The organism is Streptomyces sp. NBC_00461, from assembly GCF_036013935.1.
GTDB lineage: Bacteria > Actinomycetota > Actinomycetes > Streptomycetales > Streptomycetaceae > Streptomyces.
The window spans coordinates 9,103,371-9,127,856 of sequence record NZ_CP107902.1 but is presented as its reverse complement, the minus strand read 5'-3'; the positions used below and the strand labels follow the sequence as shown (position 1 = coordinate 9,127,856).

At 73.1% G+C, this 24,486-nt stretch carries 8 protein-coding genes; all 8 read right to left on the bottom strand.

Annotated features, from left to right (window positions below; all coding sequences use genetic code 11):
* Positions 1-24: 24 nt before the first annotated feature.
* A complete protein-coding gene (locus tag OG870_RS42235; RefSeq protein WP_266587018.1) occupies positions 25-2,769 on the bottom strand; it encodes a non-ribosomal peptide synthetase in 2,745 nt (914 codons plus the stop codon).
* Between the two features lie 105 nt (positions 2,770-2,874).
* Positions 2,875-3,699, bottom strand: a complete 825-nt coding sequence (locus OG870_RS42230; RefSeq protein ID WP_266526768.1) for an SDR family oxidoreductase — start codon at positions 3,697-3,699, stop codon at positions 2,875-2,877.
* Positions 3,700-3,793: 94 nt separating this feature from the next.
* A complete protein-coding gene (locus OG870_RS42225; protein WP_266923233.1) occupies positions 3,794-4,522 on the bottom strand; it encodes a thioesterase II family protein in 729 nt (242 codons plus the stop codon).
* Positions 4,523-4,604: 82 nt separating this feature from the next.
* Positions 4,605-4,817, bottom strand: a complete 213-nt coding sequence (locus OG870_RS42220) for an MbtH family protein (RefSeq protein WP_266526772.1) — start codon at positions 4,815-4,817, stop codon at positions 4,605-4,607.
* Between the two features lie 52 nt (positions 4,818-4,869).
* On the bottom strand, positions 4,870-8,925 hold the full coding sequence (locus OG870_RS42215) for an amino acid adenylation domain-containing protein (RefSeq protein WP_327692060.1): 4,056 nt from the start codon (positions 8,923-8,925) through the stop codon (positions 4,870-4,872).
* A gap of 70 nt (positions 8,926-8,995) precedes the next feature.
* Positions 8,996-15,391 (bottom strand): non-ribosomal peptide synthetase, encoded by a 6,396-nt coding sequence (locus tag OG870_RS42210; RefSeq protein WP_266923237.1) that lies wholly within the window; start codon positions 15,389-15,391, stop codon positions 8,996-8,998.
* A gap of 6 nt (positions 15,392-15,397) precedes the next feature.
* The gene (locus OG870_RS42205) at positions 15,398-23,101 is read right to left on the bottom strand and encodes a non-ribosomal peptide synthetase (protein WP_266923239.1); all 7,704 of its coding nucleotides are present in this window, start codon (positions 23,099-23,101) and stop codon (positions 15,398-15,400) included.
* Entirely contained in the window at positions 23,098-24,444 is a 1,347-nt protein-coding gene (locus OG870_RS42200) for a cysteate synthase (RefSeq protein ID WP_266923241.1), read from the bottom strand. The genes OG870_RS42205 and OG870_RS42200 overlap by 4 nt, the downstream gene beginning before the upstream one ends.
* Positions 24,445-24,486 lie beyond the last annotated feature (42 nt).

Here is a 24,486-nt window from a genome sequence, read left to right as displayed (position 1 = left end):
CTCTCAAGTGACCGCGCACCGGCGTCACTTGAGGGGAGCGTGCCCCTCGTCCATCGCCCTGAGACTCGCCACCGTTCCCCGGACGGTCGGGTGCCGGTACAACTCCCGCAGTCGCAGGGACGGCAGACCGCGGGCGCGCAGTGCGGCACCGATCCGGACGGCGGACAGGGAGTTGCCGCCGAGCTCGAAGAAGTCGTCGTCCGGGGCCACGGGTACGCCCAGCACGTCGCTCCAGATCTCCGTCAGGCTTGCGGTGAGGTCGTCGTCGTCGGCCCCTGCAGGTGCCGGGGCCGTGTCCCGGCCCGAGGGGCGCGGGACGGCGGGCGCGGGCAGCTTCGCCGCGTCGAGTTTGCCGTTGGCCGTCAGCGGGAGCGTGTCGAGGGCGGTGACGGTGGCAGGGAGCATGTACTCGGGCAGGATGCCGGCGGCCCGCTCGCGGACCCTGGCGGGGTGGCCCCCGGACGACAGGGTCACGTAGGCGTCGATCCTGGCCGTGGCGGCGAGTGCCGGGTCGTCGCGGCGCACCAGTACGGCCGCGGTGCGCACGTCGGGGTCCTCCAGCAGAACGGAGCGGATCTCGTCGAGCTCGATCCGGAAGCCGCGGATCTTCACCTGGCTGTCGATCCGCCCGAGGTGTTCGAGCCGCCCGTCGGGGCGCAGGCGTCCGAGGTCGCCGCTGCGGTACATCGTGCCGCCGGTGAACGGGTCCGGTACGAACCGCCTGCCGGTCAGCTCCTCCTGGCCCAGGTAGCCGAGCGCCACGCCGGCACCACCGACGCAGATCTCGCCCGCCACCCCGGGCGGCAGCAGCCGGCCGGCCGGGTCCACCACGTACAGGTGCCAGCCGGGCAGCGCGCGCCCGACGGAGCGGGTGGCGGCGAGCGCCAGTTTCCGGGTGAGGGTCTGCTCGGTGACATGGACGGTGGTCTCCGTGATGCCGAACATGTTCACCACCCGGCAGGCCCGCTCGGGATGCCGGTCGAACCAGGGCAGCAGCATCCGCGTGTCCAGCGGCTCACCGCCGAAGACGACGAGCCGGACGGACACGTCGGCGTGGTCGACGTCCAGGAGCTGGGCGAAGGCCGACGGGGTCTGGCTGAGCACGGTGACCTTCTCGGCGACGAGCAGGTCACGGAAGTGGTCCGGTTCACGCGACACGAAGTACGGCACCACGACCAGCCGCCCGCCGGTCAGCAGGCAGCCCCAGATCTCCCACACCGAGAAGTCGAAGGCACTGGAGTGGAACCAGGTCCACACGTCCGCCTCTCCGAGCGCGTACTCGTCGCGCGTGGCGTCGATCAGGGCGATCACGTTGCGGTGCGGTACGACGACCCCCTTGGGCCGGCCGGTGGAGCCGGAGGTGTAGATGACGTAGGCGGCGTCATCGGGTGAGGAGGGCCGAGTGCGCGAGTTCTCCTCCGGCGCCGGGCCTGCGTCACGCGGCTCGTCGATCAGTTCGCCTGGGGTCACCTGCACGCAGTCCGCCCCGACCGGGAACTCCTGGAGCCGGGTGACCACCACGCCCAGACCCGCGTCCTGTGCCGTGTGGACGAGCCGGTCCGCCGGGTAGGCGGGGTCGACGGGCACGTAGGTCGCGCCGGCCTTCAACACGGCGAGCAGGGTGACGACGAGTTCGGCGGAGCGTTCCAGACACACGCCCACCCGATCGCCGGCGCCCACTCCACGTGCGCGCAGGCCGTGTGCCAATCGGGCGGCCCGCTCGTCGAGTTCGCGGTAGGTCAGGCCGGCGTCTCCGTCGGTCACGGCGATACGGTCCGGCGTCGCCGCCACGATCCGGGCGAACGCCCCGGGCACGCTCACCGGACTCGTGGTGAGGTCGCGGGGCGGGCGGCCGAGCGCCGCTGTGCGAACGCGCTCCGCCTCGTCGAGCAGCTCGACGTCGTCCGGCGGAGTCTGCGGACGGTGCAGCACCTGCTGGTGTACATGCGCGAGGTGCCGTACGAACTGGGCCGCGATCTCCGCGGAGAAGTGACTGCTCAGGTGGTCGCAGCGCAGCCGCAGACCGCCCGAGTCCCTCAGGACGGACACGGTGAGCGGGAACGGCGGCGCGAGGCAGGGCACGTACTCCGTCTCGCCCTCCCAGGCAGGGGACGTACCGTCCGATCCGTACGAGTGGTCCCATCCGTCGGAGTCGGCGAAGCCGGCGGCCTCGTCGTCGAAGAGCAGACCCGTGAGCAGAGCGGAGCCCGTCGCGGTGGAGGGCTTCGACTCGCCGAGCGTGGCGGCCGGTTCGACGGTGAAGCTGCCGTGGCCGGTGCCGATGACCGGTGGGGTGTCGGGGTCGTAGCGGCGCAGGGTGACGGCGAGTGCCGTGAGCCAGCTCGCCTCGTCGCCTCCGTCCTCCAGGGCGACGACATGAGGGGCGCTGGGGCCGTCGCCGCCCAGCCCCCAGGCTGGAGCGGGCGCGGCCGAAGACGCCTCGGGAGCCGACGGGGCGTCGTTCGGTGCCACGGACTCCCCGGCTGCCAGCCGGTCGAGGGCCGTACGGTCCCAGCGTCCGCGCGGTGCGACGACGATCAGGTCGGACAGGCCGTCGGCGTAGCGCAGGAGGAGGCTGCGCGGGCGGTGGCTCGGGCGGGCGAGTTCGGTGGCGCGTCGGCGCTCCGCGAGCGGGTCCGCCGCCGGCACGGTGACGTCCTCGATCCACAGCCCCGCTCGGCTCGCGGGGTCCGGGGAGTGGCCCGACCTGACGCGCAGCGCGTGGCAGTGGGACGCGTGGATGACGGGATCGGACAGCAACGCGGACACGGGCCGTACTCCTTGTTGTTCTTGTTGTTCTTGTTGTTCTTGTTGTTCTTGTTGTTCTTGTTGCTCTTGTTGCTCTTGTTGATCTCGTTGTCCGGGGCAGGGGTCTCAGCGGGCGCTGAACCCGCCGTCCACGGTCAGGACCGACCCGGTGATCTGCCGGGACTCGTCCGAGGCGAGGAATACGATCGCGGCGGCGACGTCCTCGGGTTCGATCAGCGCGTTCATGGGCTGCGCCTCGACGAAGGTCTTCTCGTGCTCGTGGACGGGCACCTCCAGCGCCCTCGCGATCTCGGCGAGCATCCTGCCCTCGGCCCACGCGTCGTCGCGCACGGAACCCGGGCAGACCGCGTTCACACGCACCTTCGTCGGCGCGAAGTCGAGCGCGGCGGCTTTGGTGAGACCGATGACGGCGTGCTTGGCGGCGACGTAACCGGCGAAGTGCCGGTAGCCGACGAGCCCGGCGGTGGAGGCGACGTTGACGATGCTGCCGGCGCGCCGGGCGCTCATCGCCCCACCGACCTCACGGATCACCCGCCAGGCCCCGGAGAGGTCCACGTCGATCATCAGGGACCACTCGTCCTCTCCGATCTCGTGCACCGGTCTGCCCGAGGGCGCGGCGATGCCCGCGTTGTTGACGGCGACGTCGATCCGGCCGAACCGCTCCTCGGCGCGGGTGACCGCCTCCCGTATGCCACGGCTGTCGCGGATGTCGGCCACCGTGGTGAGGACGGCCGCGCCGGTGTCCCGGCACAGAGCGGCGGTGTGCTCCAACTGCCCCACAGTGCCCAGCGGGTAGGGCACTCCCGGCAGGTCGGCACAGATGTCCAGCAGGGTGAGGTCCGCGCCCTCGGCCGCACAGGCGACCGCAGCTGCTCTGCCGAGTCCGCGGGCGGCGCCGGTAATGAGGACCGACTTGCCTTGCAGCCGCATCGGGTAACTCCCTGGAGTCGTAAAGGGGTTGAGTTGAGGAGTGCGAGGGATGAGGAGGTGAGGGGGCGTGGGGCGAAAGGGGGCGTGGGGACGGCTAGAGCGCCTTCGAGACGATCACGCGGACGAGGGCGGGGGCGGACTCGGTCAGATACATGTGGCCTCCGGGGATCTCGACGTGCTCGAAGTCGCTGCCGGACGCCTTGTTCCAGGACGCGGCGTCGTCGCGACCGACCAGTGCGTCGTCCTCGCCCCGAATGACCGTGACGGGCGCGTCCAGCGGAAGGTGGGTGCTCGGTACGTACGCCTCGTGCATCTCGACGTCCGCGCGCAGGGTGGGCAGGAGCATCTCGCGCATCTCCGGGTCGTCGAGCGCGGGATGGCTGTAGCCCGCGAACTCGCCGACGCGGGCGAGGAAGTCGTCGTCGGACAGGCCGGTGGCCCGCCGTTCACGGCCCTGGCCGGGGTGCGGCGACCCGCTGACGAACAGGTGGACGAGCTCGACGGCTGGCTCGGCGACCAGGCGGTGGGCGAGTTCGTAGGCGAGCACGGCACCGAGGCTGTGCCCGAAGAGAGCCACCCTGTGGTCGCCGTCGCCGAGCTTTTCCCGCAGCTGGGGCAGGAGTCCGTCGACGGCCTTGTGCACGTCCCGGTAGGGCTCCTCGTCGATCAGCCTTTCCCGGCCGGGCAGTTGGAGCGGCACGATCTCCAGCGCGTCCCCGGCCAGGGCGGTCCAGGGGCGGTAGAACGAGGCGCCCGCCCCGGCGTACGGGAGGCACACCAGCTTGGTCGTGGCGGTCGTGGCGGTCGGGTTGTCCGTGGGCATGGCTGCCGGTCTCTCCTTGCGGGGGGGGCGATCGTTTCGGGGGGCTTACTGGGCCGGTTCGGGGGCTTACTGGGCCGGGGGTCTATTCGCCCATGGCCTTGATCAGGCTCTTGGGGCGCATGTCGGTCCAGTGCTCGTCGACGTAGTCCACGCAGGACTGGCGGCTCGCACTGCCGTGGACGACGGTCCAGCCCGCCGGGACCTCGGCGAAGGCGGGCCACAGGGAGTGCTGGCCCTCGTCGTTCACCAGGACCAGGTGCTCGATGCTGTCGTCGTCGAAAGGGTTGGTGGTCATCGTGGGTTCCTTCCGTGGTGGGGGTGCGTCCAGTGGTTCGGACTACTGCGGACTACTTGCGGAGGCGGCTGTCCAGTACCGGGCCGATGCGGTCCAGTGCTGTGGGCCGGGTCATCTCTCCGTGCGTGGAGGGGATGTCGTGGTTGTCGATGCGGCCGTCGACGTACGGCTGCCAGGTGCGGTACCGGTCGGGGCTCGCGTCCGGATCCTGTGCGGCGGTGAAGAACAGCAGATCCCCGCGGTACGACGTGGGGGCGAACTCGCCCAGCAGACGCCGGTTGTTCGCCGTCACGTCGACCAGGGCGGCCAGTTCGGCGTCGTCGAGGCTGCCGGGCATGTCGGGTACGCGGCGGACCAGTTCCGCGAACCGGCTATCGGTGAGCGGTTCCGTGCCGTCCTCGGGCACCTGCCGCCCGAGGATGGTGAGGAGGCTGCGCAGCAGCGCCGGGCGGTCGGACACGGCGGGGCCCTGTCGGATCCAGGCCCCGGGGAAGGAGTCGAGCAGCGCGAGGAGTGCGACCTGCTCTCCGGCCGCCTGGAGGCCGACGGCGACCTCGTAGGCAGCGAGGCCGCCCATGGAGTAGCCGAGCAGGTGGTACGGGCCGTGCGGCTGTGTCTCGCGGATGAGGGCGGTGTGCTCGGCGACCACCTCGGCCAGGCTGCCGGCCGGGTCCTGACCCGGGATCAGGCCACGGGACTGCAGGCCGTACAGCGGGCGGCCGGGGTTGATGTGGCGGGCCAGCCCGGCGAAGCCCCAGGACAGGCCGGAGGCCGGGGGAAGGCAGAACAGCGGTTCGTGGTCGCCTCGGGTGCGCAGCGGGAGCAGGGGTCCCACCGGGGCCGCACTCGACTCGCCGGTGCGGTCGGCCCCTCCGAGACGGTCCGACCCTCCGGAACGGTCGGCCCCAACGGTGCGGTCGGACCCTCCGGCACGGTCGGGATGTCCGGAACGACCTGGCCCTCCAGGGTGATCGCCTTCGGCCATGCGTCGGGCCAGCGCCGCCACGGTCGGGGTGTCGAAGAGGGCGCGCATGGGCAGTTCGACGCCGAGTTCGGCACGGATGCGCGAGGTGAGGCGTGGGGCCAGCAGGGAGTGGCCGCCGAGATCGAGGAAGCCGTCGTGGATGCCGACCTGGACCGGGGCGAGGCCGAGGACCTCGGCGAAGATTCCGCGCAGGGTCTCCTCCCGCTCGGTTCGCGGGGCCGTCTTCGCGGCGAGCGGCGCGTCGGGGGCGGGCAGCGCCTTGCGGTCCAGCTTGCCGCTGGCTGTGTGCGGGAGTGATTCGACCGTGACGAACGCCGAGGGGATCATGTGGGCGGGGAGGGTGCGGGCGAGGTGGTCACCGAGATCGTCGGCTCCCGGCACCGCCCCCTCGGCGGGTACGACGTATGCGACCAGTTGTTTCTCGCCGCGCCCGCGCTCCATCACCGTGGCCGCCGCCTCGGTGACGGCCGCATGTGCGGCGAGTACCGCTTCGATCTCGCCCAGTTCGATCCGGAAACCCCGAAGCTTGACCTGATGGTCGGCCCGCCCCAGGAAGCGCAGTTGTCCGTCGGAGCCGCGCACCGCCAGGTCGCCCGTGCGGTACATGCGCTCCCCCGGCCCGCCGAACGGGTCGGCCACGAACCGCCCGGCCGTCAGAGCCGGCCTGCCCAGGTAGCCCCGGGCGGGGCCGCCACCCGCCACGAACACCTCGCCGACGGCCCCGTCGGGCACGGGATGCAGCGCATGGTCGAGGAGGTGGACGAGGTTGCGGGCCAGGGGGCGGCCGATGGGCGGACCCGCCTTGTCGTCCGGGTCGGCGCCGGACTGCCAGGCCGTGGCGTAGATGGTCGCCTCGGTGGGCCCGTAGAAGTTGACGAGCCGTGCCCCGGGGAACGCGGCCTCGATGTCCGCGCGGAGCTGTTCGGGGATCGGTTCGCCGCCGAGGGCCACCGTGTGCGGTGAGACGGGCGGCCGCTCGGCGAGCACGGTGGCCATGACCGTCGGCACCCCGCTGATGAGGCCGGCGTCCCGAGGGGTGCCCCCGGTGAGTGCGAGGAGGTTCTCGACGATCTCGACACGGCCACCGCACAGAAGCGGCGAGAAGATCTCGAACACCGACACGTCGAAGTTGAGCGAGGTCGAGAACAGCACCTTCGCCAGCCGCTCGGGGCCGAACTCCGCATGGGTCCACTTGACGAACTCGACGGCGTTGCGGTGCGTGGCCAGAACACCCTTGGGGCGGCCGGTGGAGCCGGAGGTGTAGGTGATGTAGGCAAGGCTGTCCGGTGTCAATCTGCTTGCGGGGATGCAGCTTTGACTATCCGTCACCTCACCTTCGGGATCGAGCAGCGGTATGCCCGGCGGCAGCGACGCCGCCGTCTCGGCGGTGGCGAGGACGACGACCGGGCGGGCGTCGGCGACGATGTACGCCAGGCGGTCGGCCGGGTAGGCGGGGTCGAGCGGGAGATAGGCGGCACCGGACTTCAGTACGGCGAGGACGGCGACGATCAGCTCCGCCGTACGGGGCACAGCGATGCCGACGACTCGCTCGGGGCCTGCTCCGAGGGCGGTGAGGCGGCCGGCCAACTGCTCGGCCCGGGCGTCCAGTTCGCGGTACGTGAGCCGGGTGCCGCGGTCCAGTACGGCGTCGGCGTTCGGGGTGGCCGCGACCTGGGCCGACCAGAGGTCGGTGAGGGTACGGGTCGCGGGCGGCGGGAGCTGGGTCCGGGGCGGGAGTTCCTGGGGCGCCAGGAGCCCCATGCGGCCCTGCGGGAGTTCCGGGTCGGCCGCCATGGCTTCGAGGATGCGCACCAGGCGGGCGAGCGTGGCGTCGGCCCAGCCGGCCTCGAACAGTCCCGGGTGGTAGGCCAGGCGGAAGCGGGGCCGGGTGCCGGGGAGGGCCACGAGGGTCACGGGGTAGTGGGTGGCGTCGCGACCGCTTGAGCCGACGACGCGGAGCGCGCCGCCGTCGCCTCCACGCCCGTCGCCGGTCGCCTCCGGATCCACCGGATAGTTCTCGAAGACGACGAGGCTGTCGAAGAGTTCCGGGACGCCCACGGCCCGCTGGATGTCGGCCAGGCCCAGATGATGGTGGTCGAGGAGGCGGACGTAGCCGTCCTGGACCTCGCGGAGCAGTTCGCCCAGGCTCTGCTCGGGCCGCAGCCGGACCCGCGTCGGGATGGTGTTGATGAACAGGCCGACCATCGACTCGACCCCGGGGAGTTCGGGCGGTCGGCCGGAGACGGTGGCGCCGAAGACGACGTCGTCGCGGCCGGTCAGCCGGCCGAGCAGCATCGCCCAGGCCCCCTGGACGAGGGTGTTCATGGTCACGCCGAGACTGCGGGCGCGTGCCGTGAGGGCGGCTCCGGTCTCCGCCGACAGCTCGGTGCGGGCCTGTGCCGGGTCGGTGACGCCCGGCGTGGCGGTCGGGGCCAGTCGGGTCGGTTCCGTCACATCGGCCAGCGCGTCGCGCCAGCCGGCCTCGGCGGCGGTACGGTCCCTGCGCTCCAGCCATCCCAGGAACGTGCGGTAGGGCGGGACGGGCGCGAGCACGGCCGGGTCGCCCTCGGCGGCGTACAGGGCGAGCAGTTCCCGTAGGAGTACGGAGACCGACCAGCCGTCGAGAAGGATGTGGTGGTGGGTGACGAGCAGCCGGTGGCGGCGCTCGCCGGTGCGGACCAGGGTGCAGCGCAGAAGGGGAGGCGTGGCGGGGTCGAACCCGAGGGCCCGGTCCGCGTCCAGCAGTTCGGCCCACGCCTTCTCGGTGTCGGTGCCAGTGCCAGTGTCGATGTCGATGTCGATGTCGATGTCGATGTCGGTGTCGAGGGCCGGCCCGGTCAGGTCGACTTCCGTCCACGGCAGCGTCGCCCGGTGCGGGACGACCTGAACGGGCTGGCCGCCGCGACGCCGCCGGAAGGCCGCCCGCAGGTTCGGGTGGCGGTCCAGCAGTGCCTGAACGGAGGCACGGAGGCGGTCGGCGTACACCGGGCCTTCGAGTTCGAAGACCAGTTGCACGAGGTACACGTCGGAGGCGTCCCGTTCGTGCTCGTACAGAGCGTGGAAGAGCAGGCCCTCCTGGAGCGGGGTCAGGGGAAGTACGTCGACCGGCCCGGGCTGCGTCATGTCGTCTCGTCTCGCTGTGTTCTGGCTCTGCTGGAGCTGGTGAAGCTGCTGGGTCTTCTCGGAGGGGCGGCTAGTCCAGGCCGGCGGTCAGCTCGTCGAGCTCGTCGCTGGACAGGTCCGCGACGGACGGACCTGCGCCGCCCTCGACCCGGGACACGAGGGCGGTGAGCGCCGTGAACCAGGACTCGGCCAGAGCCCGCACCTCCTGCTCGGTCAGCACGCCCTCGGGCCACGCCCAGTCGGCCACCAGCCGCGGTCCGGTGGCCGTGTCGTGGACAACCGCGTTGATGTCGAGGGCGTGGGCGGCGGCGAGGCCGGGGTCGCAGCCGACGCCGAGTGCCGACGACTCGGGGGCGAAGGCCCACGGCTCGGTGCCGGTGGTGCCGGGGGCGCTGAACCGGCCGAGGTAGTTGAAGCCGATGGCCGGTGTCGGGGCCTTGGCCAACTGGCGTGCCGTGTCCGGGTTGAGGTGGCGCAGGAGGCCGTGTCCCGCGCCGTGGTCGGGCAGTTCGCGCAGCCGCTCCGCGACCCGGGTGGCGGCGAGGTCGGCGGCGGGTCCGGCCGCCAGGGCGTCGCCCACGTCCACGCCTCCCAGATCCAGGTGGACCGGGTAGAGCGAGGTGAACCAGCCGACCGTGCCCGACAGTTCGAGCCCGGGTACCAGATCCTCGCGGCCGTGCCCCTCGACGTCGAGCAGGACGTGCGGGGAGCCCTGCCGGTCGGCGACGGCCAGCGCGAGGCCGGTCAGCAGGACGTCCTGGACACCGAGGTGGAAGGCGGCCGGGACGCCGGTGAGCAGCGGTCCCGTCGTCTCGGGCGGCAGGGTGAGCCGCAGCGAGCGCGTGGTGGCGGCGGTGTCCCGGTCGGGGTCCAGCGGGCGCCGGCCCAGCGGGGCGCGCGGGGCGTCGGCGATACGGCGCCACAGCTCGGCCTCGGCGACCCGCGACGGCGCAAGCGCCTGGCGGGTCAACGCCATGGACCAGTGCCGGAACGACGTGCCGACGGGCGGCAGTTGAGGGCTTCGTCCGGCGGCCACGGCCTCCCAGGCGGCTTTCAGATCGGGTACGAGGATGCGCCAGGACACGCCGTCCACGGCCAGGTGGTGGACGACCAGCAGCAGCCGTCCGGCCCGGTCCGGTCCGGCGTCGAACCACACCGCCCGGACCATCGCCCCTGCCTCCGGATCGAGCTGCCCCAGGGCTCGGTCGAACTCCTCGGCCACGGCCGCGTGGAGGTCGGCCGTGCCGGAGATGCCGCTGACGTCCCTGCGGTCGAGCAGGTCCGCGGCGCGGAGGCGGCCGGCCGGAGCGACGTCGAGTCCCAGGGCCGGGGTGAGACGGGAGCGCAGCATGTCGTGGTGGTCGAGCAGCGCCTGCAGGGCGTCTGTCAGCCGCGGCAGGCCGGCGTCAGCCGGGACCGTCAGCAGGACGGACTGGCTGAACCGCCCGATCGGGCCGCCGCGTTCGAGCAGCCACCGCATGATGGGGGTGAGCGGAACCGACCCCACACCGTCGGCGGCGTGGACGCCGGCCGTGCCGGCACCGTCGGCGCGGGCGCCGACCGGCCCGCGGGCCACGGCCGCCAGCTCCTTCACCGTCTGGTGTTTGAAGACGTCGCGGGCGCTGATCACGACTCCGGCCTCCGCTGCCCGGCTCACGAGCCGGATCGAGGTGATGCTGTCGCCGCCGAGGGCGAAGAAATCCTCGTCGAGTGGCACTTCGGGCAGCTTGAGCAGCTCGCGGAAGAGCCCGGCGAGGATGCGCTCGGCCGGGGTCGCCGGTTCCTGTCCCCCGGCGGCCTCAGGTGCCTGCGCGAGTGCGGGCGGCGCCTGACGGTCAGGCTGTCCGTCGTTCGTCGGTGCCGGGGCGTCCGGGCTACCGGGTGTCTGTTCCCGGATCGGAGTGGCGGGCGAGACCGGGGGGATCCCTTCAGCGGTCGAGTTCCACCGGCCGGGTCGCCGCTGCTCGTCGTCCCCCGGAAGATCCACGTCCTCGACACGCAGGCCGGGGTCGGCGGCGACGGCGGCCAGGAAGCGGACGAGCCGCCGCGTGAGCCGCTGGGCCGTGGCCGGGTCGAACAGGTCGGTGCTGTACTCGGCGATGCCGTCGATGCCCGCCGGGGTGCCGTCGCCGTGGCGGCGCTCGCTCAGGTAGAGGCAGAGGTCGAAGCGGGCCGCGCCGGTCTCGACGGGCTCGCGTACGACGCCCAGGCCGGGCAGGGACAGGTCGACGTGGGCGGCGTGACCGGTGAAGGCCAGCATCACCTGGAACAGCGGATGGCGGGCGAGGGTGCGCCGCGGGCTGAGGGCATCCACGAGGAGATCGAACGGCACGTCCTGGTGGGCGTACGCGGCGAGGTCGAAGTCCCGGACGCGGTCCAGGAGTTCACGGAAGGTGGGGTTGCCCGAGGTGTCGGTGCGCAGGGTGAGGCTGTTGACGAAGAAGCCGACCAGGTCGTCCAGCCTGGCGTCGGCGCGTCCGGCGACCGGGGTGCCCATGGTGATGTCGGTGCCCGAACCGAGCCTGGTCAGCGTCGCGGCGAGGCCGGCCTGGAACACCATGAACAGCGTGACCCGGGAGGCCGAGGCGAGGTCGGCGAGTGCGGTGTGCAGCTCCGCGTCGAGGGTGAGTTCGGCGCGGTCGCCGAGCCCGGTGGGCTCGTCGGGCCTGGGACGGTCGGCGGGCAGCGGCAGTTCCTCCGGGGCGCCAGCCAACGCCTCACGCCAAAAGGCGGTCTGACGACCCCTCAGGTTCTCCGTCTCTCCTCCCGCCGTCGCCCCGAGCAGTTCGCGCTGCCAGTGTGCGAAGTCGGCGTACTGGACGGGCAATGGCCGCCATCCCGGGGCAACCCCGGTGATCCGGGCGGCGTACGCCGTCTCCAGGTCGCGCATCAGCGGCGCCATGGACCAGCCGTCGACGGCGATGTGGTGGGCGAGCAGCAGCAGGACGTGGGTGTCGTGTCCGAGCGTGAACAGAGTGGCGCGAAGCGGCACTTCGGCGGACAGGTCGAAGCGGTGCCCGGCGGCGGCGGTGAGCAGAGCGGGCAGTTCCGCCTCGGTGACCGGTACGACGGTGAGGCTCGGACGTCCCGCCTCCGGGTCCAGGATCCGCTGGTACGGGGTGCCCTGGAAGTCGGGGTGGTGGGTGCGCAGCGGTTCGTGGCGGGTCACGAGGTCGGCGAGCGCCGCCTCCAGTGCCGGGCGGTCGAGGGTGCCGGTGAGGCGCAGGGCCCAGGGAACGGTGTAGGTGTTGCTGCCGTCGAGGCGGCTCAGGAACCACAGCCGCTGCTGGGCGTACGGCAGCGGAATCGGGGCGTGTCCGCGTTCCTGCACCGTGAGCTCGGGACGTTCGGCGCCGGCCTCGCTCTCGCTGAGGCGCGCGGCCAGTCCGGCGGGGGTCGCCGCCTCGAAGACCGCCCGTACCGGCAGCGTGATGCCCAGCGCGCTCCTGACGCGATCGGTGAGCCGCATGGCGAGCAGGGAGTCGCCGCCGAGGCCGAAGAAGCCGTCGTCCGCGCCGACCCGGTGCGGTTCCAGGCCGAGGACGTCGGCGAAGAGCCCGCACAGGATCTCCTCCTGCGGGGTGCGCGGGGCGCGTCCCCCGCTGTGCAGGGAGGGCGCGGGCAGGGCGGCGCGGTCCAGCTTGCCGTTGGCGGTCAGTGGCAGCCGGTCGAGGACGACCACGGCGGAGGGGACCATGTGGTCCGGCAGTGTGCGCCCCGCATGGCGGCGCAGCGCGTCCGGGTCGAGGTCTCCTCCGACGCAGTAGGCGACCAGCCGCTCGTCCCGTACGAGAACGACCGCCTGCGCCACTCCGGGGTGGCCGGCGAGCGCCGCCTCCACCTCGCCGAGTTCGATGCGGAAGCCCCGGATCTTGACCTGGTCGTCCGCCCGGCCCTGGTACTCCAGCTCCCCGTCGGCCGACTGCCGGACCAAGTCGCCCGTGCGGTACATCAGTTGGCCCGAAGCGGCGGCGAACGGGTCGGCGACGAAGCGCCCGGCCGTCAGTCCCGGCCGCCCCAGGTATCCGCGCGCCAGGCCCGCGCCCGCCACGTACAGCTCGCCGGTCGCGCCCGGCGGGACCAGCCGCAGTCCCGCGTCCAGGACGTAGGCGCGCAGGTCGGGGATGGCGTGTCCGATGCCACTGGTCTGCGGCCGGTCCCGTACCGCGGCCTCGGTCAGCGGCAGGCCAGTGACATGGACCGTCGTCTCGGTGATGCCGTACATGTTGACCAGTACGGGCGCGTCCTGCGGGTGCCGGGTGTACCACTCCGCGACCCGCGTGAAGTCGAGTGCCTCACCGCCGAAGACCACGTACCGCAGGGCCAGTTCGCCCCCGACATCCGGCAGGGCGGCGTCCGCGCGCAGGAGTTCGCCGAAGGCCGAGGGCGTCTGGTTGAGCACCGTGACGCGCTCGCGTGCCAGCAGCCGCAGGAACTCCTCCGGGTCACGGGTCACCGCGTACGGGACGACCACGAGCGTGCTGCCGTGCAGCAGCGCGCCCCACAGCTCCCACACCGAGAAGTCGAACGCGTAGGAGTGGAACAGCGTCCACACGTCGTCCGGGCCGAAGTCGAACCAGTGCCGGGTGGCCGAGAAGAGCCGTACGACGTTCCGGTGCGGGATCGCGACACCCTTCGGGCGGCCGGTCGAGCCCGAGGTGTAGATGACGTAGGCGATGTGGTCGCCGTTCAGGGACGGTGCCTCGGGTGCCGTGGCGGGATACGTCAGCGACTCGTCCGGCGTGACCACGGGGACCTCGCACGGGGGCAGGCCGGCTGCCACGTCCGGCGCCGTGACCAACAGCACCGGATCGGCGTCGGCCAGCATGAACTCCAGCCGGTCCGCCGGGTACTCCGGGTCCATCGGCACGTAGGCGGCGCCGGTCTTCAGGACCGCCAGCACGGCCACCACCAGCTCCGGCGAACGCGGCAGCGCGAGAGCCACCAGGCGTTCCGGGCCCGCGCCGCGTGCCGCGAGCAGGTGCGCCAGACGGTTGGCCCGCGCGTCCAGTTCGGCGTACGTGAGGCGGGTGCCCTCGTGCACCACGGCCGTGGCGTCGGGGGTGCGGGCCGCCTGGTCCGCGAACAGCTCGGGCAGGGTGGCCGAAGAGGGTACGGCCGTGCCGGCAGGCCCGCCCAGCAGCCGCTCCCGCTCCCCCGGCAGCAGGATGCCGACCTCGCGCACGCGAAGCGCGGGATCCGCCACGAAGGCCTCCAGGACGGCGGCGAAGCGGGCGAGGAGTCGCCGGGCGCCCGGCTCGTCGTACAGGTCGGGCCGGTACGACAGGCGCAGGGCGAGGCGGCGGCCGGGCAGGACGGCGAGGGTGAGGGGGTAGTGGGTGGCGTCGCGGCCGGTGAGCTGGGTGACGCGGGCCGCTCCCGGGCCGGTCGTGGCCGGGTGGTTCTCGAAGGCGAGCAGGGTGTCGAAGAGTTCGCCGGAGCCCCCTGCCGCGCTCCGGATGTCGGCGAGTCCCAGGTGCTGGTGGGGCAGCAGGGCCGCCTGCCGGTGGTGGAGTGCGGTGAGGAGGTCGGTGACGGAGCCGTTCTCGTCCCAACGGATGCGCGTGGGCACGGTGTTGAGGCAGAAGCCCACCATGGAGGCGATGTTGGGCAGCTCGGGCGGGCGGACGGTCACCGCCTGGCCGAAGACGATGTCGGTGCGGCCGGTGAGGCGGCCCAGCAGTACGCCCCAGGCCCCCTGGACGAGCGTGTTGAGGGTGATCCCGAGGGACCGGGCAGTGGCCTCGCCGGCGCTGGTCAACTGCTCTGGGAGTTCGACGACCAGTTCCTGGGGCAGCACGGTGGTGGCGCCCGACCGGCCGGGGGCGAGCAGGGTGGGCTCGCCCGCGTCCGCCAGCGCGTCGCGCCAGGCGGTCTCCGCGGCGGTGCGGTCCTGTCGGCCCAGCCAGGCGAGGTAGTCGCGGTAGGCGGGCGCTGACGGCAGGGCGGTGGGGTGCTCGCCCGCGTGCAGCGCGGTGAACTCGCGTACGAGCAACTGCTTGGACCAGCCGTCGAGCAGGATGTGGTGGTTGGTGAGGAGCAGGCGGTAGCGGTCCGGGGACCACCTGACCAGCAGGTAGCGCAGGAGCGGCGGCCTCGCGAGGTCGAAGCGGCGGGCGCGCTCCTCGTCCAGCAGCCGTTCCCATTCCTTGTCGCGCTCGTCCTCGCCGAGGGCGGACACGTCGGCTTCCGCCCAGGGGAGTTCGACGTCCGTGGGCACGATCTGCAGGGGCCGCCCGGTGTCCCGGCGGCGGAAGCAGGCGCGCAGGTTGGGGTGCCGGTCGAGCAGGGCCTGGCCCGCGGCGCGTACGGCGGCGGGGTCGACGGGGCCCGTCAGCTCCAGGATCTGCTGGGTGGCGTAGAGGTCGGGGGACTGCTCGTCGTCGTACAGGGCGTGGAAGAGCAGGCCCTCCTGCAACGGCGACAGGGGCAGGATGTCGGCTATTCCGGAACCGGACCGAGTCACCGTGGGTTACCTCCACTCATTGCCGAACTCGGCTTCGAGTTCGTCGATCTCTGCTTGGGACAGCGACACCAGGGGCAGGTCGGACGGGGTGTGCCCGCCCGCCGCGCCGGTGCCGCCTTCGGTCTGCGCGGCCAGCTCCGTCAGCCAGGCGTCCGCGAGGGCGTGCACGTCGGTCTCGGACCAGATGCCGGGGGCCCAGGACCAGGTGATGTCGAGGCGGCCGTCCTCGGTGGTCATGGCGGTGATCTCCAGACCGTGGGCCACGGGTGTGGCGGGGTCGTGCACGGCGCCCAGGTTGCGCAGGGTCTCCGGCGCCAGGGGAAGGTCGCCGTTGTCCGAACGGGCCGTTCGGCCCAGGTAGTTGAAGCCGACTTCCGCCGCCGGCAGGTCCGCGAGGAGCGGCCCGTTCTCCGGGTCGAGGTGACGGAGCAAGCCGTATCCGATGCCGTGGTCGGGAACGGACCTCAGCTGTTCCTTCACGGTCTTCAGGACCTGGGCCGGATCCGCGGGGTCGACTCCGGCCAGGTCGAGCCGCGCGGGCACGATGCTGGTGAACCAGCCGACCGTCCGCGACAGGTCGACGCCGTCGGCGAGGTCCTCCCGGCCGTGCCGCTCGATGTCCAGGAGCAGGGCCGGGTGGCCGTCCCTGGTGCGCCGCCATCGGACGAACGCGGCGGCCAGCGCGGCGATCAGGACGTCGTCGGGTCCCGCGTGGAAGGCCGCGGGCACGGTGGTGAGCAGTTCGGTGGTGACGTCGGCCGCGAGCTGCCGGGCGAGATGGCGCATCCCGCCGACGACGTCCCGCTGCGGATCGGGGCGGCGGGCACCCAGCAGCGGGGCGGGAGACTCCGACATGGCGCGCCATACGTCCAGTTCGGCCGCCCGTGCCGCACTGCGGGCCTCCCGCTCCAGCAGGCGGGCCCAGTGCCGGAAGGAGGTCCCCGGCTCGGGTAGCTCCTCCGAGCGCCAGGCCGCGGCCAGGTCCGAGCACAGGATGCGCCAGGACACACCGTCCACGGCCAGGTGGTGAACGGTCAGCAGCAGCCGTCCGGGCCGGTCCGGGCCGGCATCGCACCACACCGCCCGCACCAACTCGCCTGTCCGCGGGCTGAGCAGGGAAGCGGATCTGTCCAACACGTCGGCGAAGTCGGCCGGTTCGCCGATGCGTTCCAGCACGGTCGCCGCGTCGACGCTCCCAGGGGGCGGAATCTCCGCCGACGGGCCGTCGGGCTCCAGCCGCAGCCGCAGTACGTCGTGATGGTCGAGCAGGGCCTGCAGCGCGGCCGTCAGCCGCTTCTCGTCCGCGCCCGCGGGGGTGACGAGCAGGACGGACTGGCTGAACGCCCCGATCGGGCCACCGCGTTCGCGCAGCCGGTGCATGGCCGGGGTGAGGGGCAGGGTGCCGGTCGGCGCGTCCTGTTCCGGGCCGGGTCCGGTGGCCGGTCGCGCAGCCGCCGTGGCGGCGAGTCCGGCGACCGTACGCTGCTCGAACACGTCACGCGGAGTCAGCCGCAGACCTGTGGCGAGCGCACGGCTCACCAGGTGGATGGAGGTGATGCTGTCGCCGCCCAGGTCGAAGAAGCCGTCGTCGGCGCCGACGCCCTCGGCGGGGACCCCGAGAACCTCGGCGAACAGGTCCCTGAGGGCCTCCTCCTGGGGAGTGCGCGGCGCCCGGCCCGTCGTCTCACGGATGGCGGCCGGTGCGGGGAGGGCGGCGCGGTCCAGCTTGCCGTTGGGCGTCATCGGCAGTGCGTCGAGCGCCACGAGCGCCTCGGGAACCATGTGGGCGGGCAACTGCCGGGCGGCGTGCGCCAGGAGGGCGGGGAAGCCGGCCTCGGCGACTCCGACGACGTATCCGACGAGGCGCCGTACACCGGTCCCGTCCTCGCGCACCACCACCGCGGCCTGGGCGACGCCGGGATGGGCGGTGAGCACGCCCTCGACCTCGCCGGGCTCGATCCGCAGGCCGCGGATCTTGAGCTGGCCGTCGGCCCGTCCGCGCAGCTCCAGGGCGCCGTCGCCCCGCCACACGGCCAGGTCGCCGGTCCGGTACATGCGCCCGCCGGACGACCCGAAGGGGTCGGCGACGAACCGCTCGGCGGTCAGGCCGGGGCGCCTCCAGTAGCCGCGGGCCACCTGGTCGCCGGAGACGTACAACTCGCCCTCGACGCCTGCCGGTACGGGGTTCAGGCGGCTGTCGAGCACATACGCCCGGGTGTTCCACATGGGGCGGCCGATGGGTACCGGACCGGTCGGCAGGTCGTCGCCGGGCTCGATGCGGTGGTCGGTGCAGCCGACGGTGAGTTCGGTCGGGCCGTAGTGGTTGATCAGGCGTACGTCGGGGTGGTCCCGGCGCCAGAGGCGCAGCGCCTCGCCGACCAGCGCCTCGCCGCCGAGCATGAACTCCTCGGCCGGCGACAGGTCGTGGGACAGCGCGGGCAGCAGGGGGAGGTGGCTGGGTGTCGCCTTGAGGAAGGTGTAGCCGCCGTTCGCCGGTGCCGCGCCCGCGTCGTGGAAGCCGGCGATGTGCACCCGGCCGCCTGCGGCGAGCGCCCCGTGCAGGGTGGTCACCGTGGCGTCGAACGACATCGTGGCGTGCAGCAGCGAGGTGCCGCGCAGGCTCGGGTACGCCTCGACGCAGCGGGCCACATAGGTGGTGAGGTTGCGGTGCTCGACGACGACGCCCTTGGGGCGGCCGGTGGTGCCGGAGGTGTAGATCAGGTAGGCGGGGTCGGCGGGCCGGGCCTCGGGGAGGGGCCGGCCCGGGTCGTCCGGGCTCGTGTCGGGATCCACGACGGGACAGCCCGTGGGACGGTCGGCGAGGGGCCGGTCCCTGGCGATCAGACACACGGGATCGGCGTCCGCGAGCAGATGGGCGGTGCGCTCCGCCGGGTGCTCCGGGTCCAGCGGCAGATACGCGGCGCCCGCCTTGAGGACGGCGAGCACGGCGACCGCGAGATCGACGGAGCGGGGCAGCGAGAACGCGACGATCCGTCCCGGACCGGCACCGTGCGAGACGAGAACACGCGCCAACCACTCTGCCCTGAGGTCGAGTTGACGATACGTCAGGCAGTCCTTGCCGTCCTCGGCCGCGACGGCGTCCGGCACTTCGGCAACGCGCGCCTCGAAGAGCCGGGGGAAGGTGGTGTCCGGTACCTCCCGTGCCGTGTCGTTGAACTCGGCCAGCAGGCGGTGGCGTTCGCCGTCCCCGAGGATGTCGAAGGCACCGATGGGGCGATCGGGTTCACCGGCCGCGGCCCGCAGCAGGCGTTCCAGACGGGCGGCCAGTTCCACGGCGGTACGCCGGTCGAAGAGGTCGGCGCTGTACTGGAGGATGCCCTCGATGCCGTCCGGAGAGCCGTCGGGGGTGCGCTGCTCGCCCAGGTTGAACGTCAGGTCGATCTTGGTGGATCCGGTCTCCACGGGCAGTGTGCGGCCGTGCAGTCCGGGGAGGTCGAGGCGGGGCCCGGCGGTCGGGCGGAAGGCGAGCATCACCTGGAACAACGGGTGCCGAGCCAGCGAGCGGGGCGGGTTGAGGGCCTCCACCAGGTGCTCGAACGGCAGCTCCTGGTGGGCGTAGGCCGCCAGATCGGTCTCGCGGACCCGGCTCAGCAGCTCACGGAAACTGGGGTCGCCCGAGGTGTCGGTGCGCAGCACGAGGGTGTTGACGAAGCAGCCGACCAGGTCGTCCAGCAGCTCGTCGGCGCGGCCCGCGACGGGCGTGCCGAGGGGAATGTCGGTCCCGGCACCCAGGCGCGTGAGCAGGGCGGCGAGCCCCGCCTGCACGACCATGAACACCGTCGTGCCGGTCTCGGTGGCCACCGCGCGCAGCCGCCGGTGCAGGTCCGCGTCCAGGCGGACGGGGATGTCGCCGCCATGGTGCGTGGCGCGGGCGGGGCGCGGGCGGTCGGCGGGGAGGGGGAGTTCGTCGGGCAGCCCGGCGAGCGCCTCGCGCCAGTGGGCGAGTTGACGATCCTGGTCGGAGGCCGATGCGTCGCCGAGCAGGTCGTGCTGCCAAGCGCAGTAGTCGGCGTACTGGAGGGGCAGCGGCGCCCAGCCCGGCTCCCGTCCCTCCATCCGGGCGCGACAGGCGGCCGCCAGGTCGAGCAGGAGGGGGTCCAGCGACCAGCCGTCAGCGGCGATGTGGTGCAGGACGAGGAGAAGAACGTGCTCCTCGGGACCGAGGGGCAGCAGGTGGGCGCGGAACGGGGCGTCCTCGTCGAGCCGGAACCCCTCCCCCGCCAACTGCCGCAGCCGATCGGCCAGTTCTGCCTCGGAGACGTGGTCGGCGACCCGCAGATCCGGTGTGGTCGGTTCCAGCAGCCGCTGGCATGGAAGCCCGTCGGTGTCCGGGTAGACAGTGCGCAGGATCTCGTGCCGGGCGACCAGGTCGGCGAGTGCCGCGCGCAGGGCGTCCACGTCGAGACGGGTGCCGGTCAGCCGTACGGCGAGGGGAATGTTGTAGGCCGCGCTCGGCCCCTCAAGGCGGTGCAGGAACCACAGCCGCCGCTGTGCGGACGACAACGGGGCCTCGCCCGGCGTTTTGCGCGGGGCGGGCCGCCTGGCGGGACGTGCCGCTGTCCCGGCGGCGACCGCCCGCCGGGCCAGCCCCGCCGGCGTGGGCTCCTGGAAGACGTCGCGCAGGGTCAGTTCGACACCGAGGGCGGTGCGGATGCGGCCCAGCAGACGCAGGGCGAGCAGCGAGTGGCCGCCGAGGGCGAAGAAGCCGTCGCGGGGGCCGAGTTCGGGCAGTCCGAGCACGTCGGCGAAGAGGGCGCACAGGACCTCTTCGTGCGGGGTGCGCGGGGCCGCGTGCGTCTGCGGGGCGGCAGCGGCGGGCGGGGCGGGGAGCGCTGCCCGGTCGAGCTTGCCGTTGGGCGTCAGCGGCAGTCGGTCGAGGAGCACGACGGCCGAGGGGACCATGAAGTCGGGCAGACGGGCGGCGAGGTGGTCGCGCAGGGTGTCCGAGACCGAGGTGACACCCTCGATCCCCCGGTCCCCCGGCGTCTCGGCCGCGCACACCGCGTACGCGACCAGCCGTCGGTCGCCGGGCCGGTCCTCGCGCACGGCGGCCACCGCCTGGGTGACGTCGGGGTGGGCGGCGAGGTGCGCTTCGATCTCGGCGGGCTCGATGCGGAAGCCGCGGAGTTTGATCTGGCCGTCGCCGCGGCCGTGGTACTCCAGCTCGCCGTCGGCCGTCACGCGCGCCTGGTCGCCGGTGCGGTACATGCGGGCGCCGGGCGGGCCGTACGGGTCGGCGGTGAAGCGCTCGGCGGTCGCGCCGGGACGGCCCAGGTAGCCGCGGGCCACACCGGGGCCGCCGATGTACAACTCGCCCACCGTGCCCGGCGGGAGGGGCTGCAGGGCTCCGTCGAGGACGTAGGCACGCATCCCGTCCAGGGGGCGGCCGATCGGCAGCGGATCGGGGACCGGCTCACCTGCCGCGCAGGGGCGGAAGGTGGCGAACGTCGTGGTCTCGGTCGGGCCGTAGCCGTCGGTGACGGTCAGCCCCGGGCAGGCGGCCAGTACCCGGCGCACGGCGTCGGCGGGGACGGCCTCCCCACCGGTCCACACCTGGCGCAGGCCCGCGAAGCAGCCCGGGTCCTCCTCGGCGGCCAGCCGGAACAGCCCGGCGGTGAGCCACAGGGCCGTCAGTCCATGCCGCTCCGTCAGGCGTGCGACGGCAGCGGCGTCCACGTCCTCGTCCGCCCCGGCGACCACGGCGGCTCCGCCGTTCAGCAACGGCACCCACATCTCGTACGTCGAGGCGTCGAACGCGGTCGGCGAGTGCACCAGCACGCGCGTGTGCGCGCCGTCGCCGAACGCCGAGTCGGCGGCCAGGGCGGTCACGTCGCGGTGGGTGACGGCGACGCCCTTGGGGGTGCCCGTGGAACCGGAGGTGTAGCTGACGTAGGCGAGTTGCGCCGGGTGCGGGAGCACGGCGGGGTCCGTGTCCGGTTCGGCGGCGAGCGTCGGGTCCTCGGGGCTGACGATGACCAGGCTGTCGTACGACTCATTGGGCACGGTGTCGCTCAGGAGGACGTTCGCGCCGGTCTCCGCCAGGATCTGCCGGGTGCGGGCGGCCGGTGCGCGCGGGTCGAGGCCGACGTACGCACCGCCCGCCTTGAGTACGGCGAGCAGCGCGGTGAGGAGCCCGTCGGAGCGGCCCATCAGGACCGCCACGCGGTCCTCCGGACGGACGCCGAGGGCGATCAGCCGGTGTGCGAGCCGGTTGGCGCGGGCGTTCAACTGCCGGTAGGTGACGACGTTTCCGGCGTGGCGGATCGCGGTGGCGTCCGGGGTGGCCGCGACCCGGGCCGTGAAGAGCTCCGGCACGGTCGTCGCCCCGCCCGTGGATGCAGGGGTGCCGGCGAGCCGGGCATCGGCGCGCTCCTCCGGCAGTGTCACCTCAACCAGGCCGACCGGGGTGCCGGTGGCGACGACGGCTGCGGCGAAGTGCTCCACGAAGCGTGCGAAACGACGGTGGTGGGCGGCGAGTTCGGTGTCCGTGTAGTGGTCGGGGCCGGCGTCGAGGTCGACCCGGATGCCGTGGCTGTCGGCACGGTCGTACACGTTGACGGCGAGGTCCTCGACAGGCCCCGTGGACAGGTTGTGGCGGGTGGTCGCATGCCCGGCGAACCGCAACTCCGGCCCGAACGCCATGATGTTGACGACGGGGCCGAAGAACCGCGGCCCGTCCTGCGGCCCGTCCAGCTCCCGGCGCAGGTCCTCGCCGCGGTGGCGCTGGTGCGCCAGCAGGTCGCGAGTGGCGGACGCCGTCCGTCGTACGAGGTCGCGGGCCGTGGTGTCGGGTCGTACGGTCAGCCGCAGCGGAAGCACGTTGGAGGCCATGCCCGGCGTGGCGAGTTCGGTCTCGCTCGCGCGGGCGGTGACGGCGAGGCCGAGGACGATGTCCTGGGCGCCGGTGAGCCGGTGCAGATAGGCGGCGGTCGCCGCGAGCAGGACGCGCGACCAGCGGGTGCCCGCCTGTTCGGCAGCCGCGTGCACCAAGTCCCCCGCGGGGTGCGGGAGATGACCGGTACGGCGGACGAACCGCCCGGCGACGTGCGGCGGGCGGGCGGACAGACTCACCGGTTCGGGACGGTCGGCGAGCACACCCGTCCAGTACTCCCGGTCCGACACCTGCTGTTCGCCGGCGCGGTACGCCTCGTCCGCGGCGATCAGCGGGGCGAGGGGCGCAGGCGGCGGGGTGTGCGGTGTGCCCGTGACGAGGGCGCTGTAGGCGTCGGCGACCCGGCCCGCGACGAGGGAGCAGCTGTAGCCGTCGACGGCGATGTGGTGGTAGCGCTGGTACCAGATCCAGTGCGCGTCGGCGAGCTTCAGCAGGGCGTACCGGAAGAGCGGTGACCGTTCGAGGTCGAACGGTGTGGCGAAGTCGGCGGCCGTCCAGGCCTCCGCGGCCGACCGGGGGTCGGCTTCGCCCGTGAGGTCGACGACGGGCAGGTCCCAGGCGGGGTCGGTGTCGACGAGCTGGCGGACGGTGTCGTCGTCGGCCGTGAAGCGGGCCCGCAGCGTCTCGGTGGCGGCCACGACCTGCTGGACGGCCGCCCGGAAGCGGACGGGATCGACGGGTCCGTGGATCTCGGTGTACTCGCCCACGTTGTAGGCGGGCCCGGCGGGGTCCAGCCGCTGCCCGAACCACATCGAGCGCTGCGCGGCGGACACGTCCAGGGCGTGGGGAAGGGTCATCGGGCGGCCTCCGTGACCGCCGTGAGGCCGGTCAGCTGCCGTGCCACGAGTTCGGCGACGGCCCGCGGGCCCTCGTCGCGTCCGGGCCACGGCACGCGCAGCCAGGGCGCGGCGGGTATCAGCGGCAGGTCGCGGGCCTGGCGGGCCCGGCCGCCTCCGGTGATGTTGAGGAGGACGAGTTCGTCGCGGCGGACGCGGCCGGCCCGTGCCGCCTCGGCCAGGGCGGCCAGCGCCACGCCGGCGCCCGGCTCGATGTCGATGCCCTCGACCTCCTCGAAGAGGGCCATGGCGTCGAGCGCAGCAACGTTGTCGGTGCACAGCACGTCGCCACCGCTCTCGGTGAGCACGTCGCGGACTCCGCCGCGGACGGTGAACGGCGGGCGCCTGTTGGTCAGTTCGCGGGCCAGAGGCTCATGCTCACGGTCGCGGTCGAAATGTGGGGCGCGGTCGCGGTCGAGTCGGGGGGCGGGGTCGGCCGGTGCCGCGCCGGTACATCGCCAGGCGTCGTACAGCGGCGCGAAGGGCGCGTTCTGGCACATCAGCAGACGGGGCAGAGCCTCGCCCTCCGTCCGCAGCCTGCGTGCCGCCTCGTGGGCGCCGATGGCTCCGGTGCCGCTGCCGACGGCCTGCACATAGGTCTCCGGCAGCCGCCCGAGGGCGTCGGCGGCGGCCAGCATGACGGTGCCCAGGCCGTCCCGGCGGCCGACATTGCGCGAGCCGCCCTCGGCGTGGTGGCCGGGGAACGCGGAGAGCAGGTCGGCGCAGGCGATCGCGTCGCTGTAGGTGGCGGTGCCGTCGAGGACGACGATCCGGACGCGGGGGTCGAGCGGGGCGGGGAACCGCATCCGCTCCAGGGCGGGGGCGGGTACGACGAGCAGACAGGGCACCTGGTGACGGGTGGCCGCCCAGGCGAAGGCGGCGGCGGTGTTGCCCGCCGAGGGAATCACGAGCACGGGCGGCTCGGCGGGCAGCCGGCCCAGCACCGTGTAGGCCTCAAGATCCTTGAACGTGCACGTCGGCAGATACGCCTCGCGCTCCGGCCAGTACCCGTTGAAGGCGATCCACAGCCGGTCCAGACCGATACGGCGGCCCAGCCGTTCGGCGGCGTGGACGACGGGACCGGGCACGTCGGGGAAGGTGCGAGTCACCGGCAGCAGCGAGGCGTGCCGGAACAGGCCGGCGCTTTCACCGGTCCGGGTTCCGGTTCTGTTGTAGTCGGTGCGCAGGAATGCCGGTTCGTGGGGACGGTCACAGTCGAGGAGGAGACCGTCGTCCTCGTATCGGGCTCCGCATGAGGAACAGACGACGGTGTAATGACGTGTTCCCGGGCGTACTCCGGACATTTTTTGCTTGCCTTCCGCAGTGCTGCGTTCGCTGATCAATTG

Coding starts and splice junctions, on each gene's coding strand:
- OG870_RS42230 (WP_266526768.1), bottom strand. CDS start 3,699: ATGCGGCTGCAAGGCAAGTCGGTCCTCATTACCGGCGCCGCCCGCGGA.
- OG870_RS42225 (WP_266923233.1), bottom strand. CDS start 4,522: ATGCCCACGGACAACCCGACCGCCACGACCGCCACGACCAAGCTGGTG.
- OG870_RS42220 (WP_266526772.1), bottom strand. CDS start 4,817: ATGACCACCAACCCTTTCGACGACGACAGCATCGAGCACCTGGTCCTG.
- OG870_RS42215 (WP_327692060.1), bottom strand. CDS start 8,925: ATGACGCAGCCCGGGCCGGTCGACGTACTTCCCCTGACCCCGCTCCAG.
- OG870_RS42205 (WP_266923239.1), bottom strand. CDS start 23,101: ATGACCCTTCCCCACGCCCTGGACGTGTCCGCCGCGCAGCGCTCGATG.
- OG870_RS42200 (WP_266923241.1), bottom strand. CDS start 24,444: ATGTCCGGAGTACGCCCGGGAACACGTCATTACACCGTCGTCTGTTCC.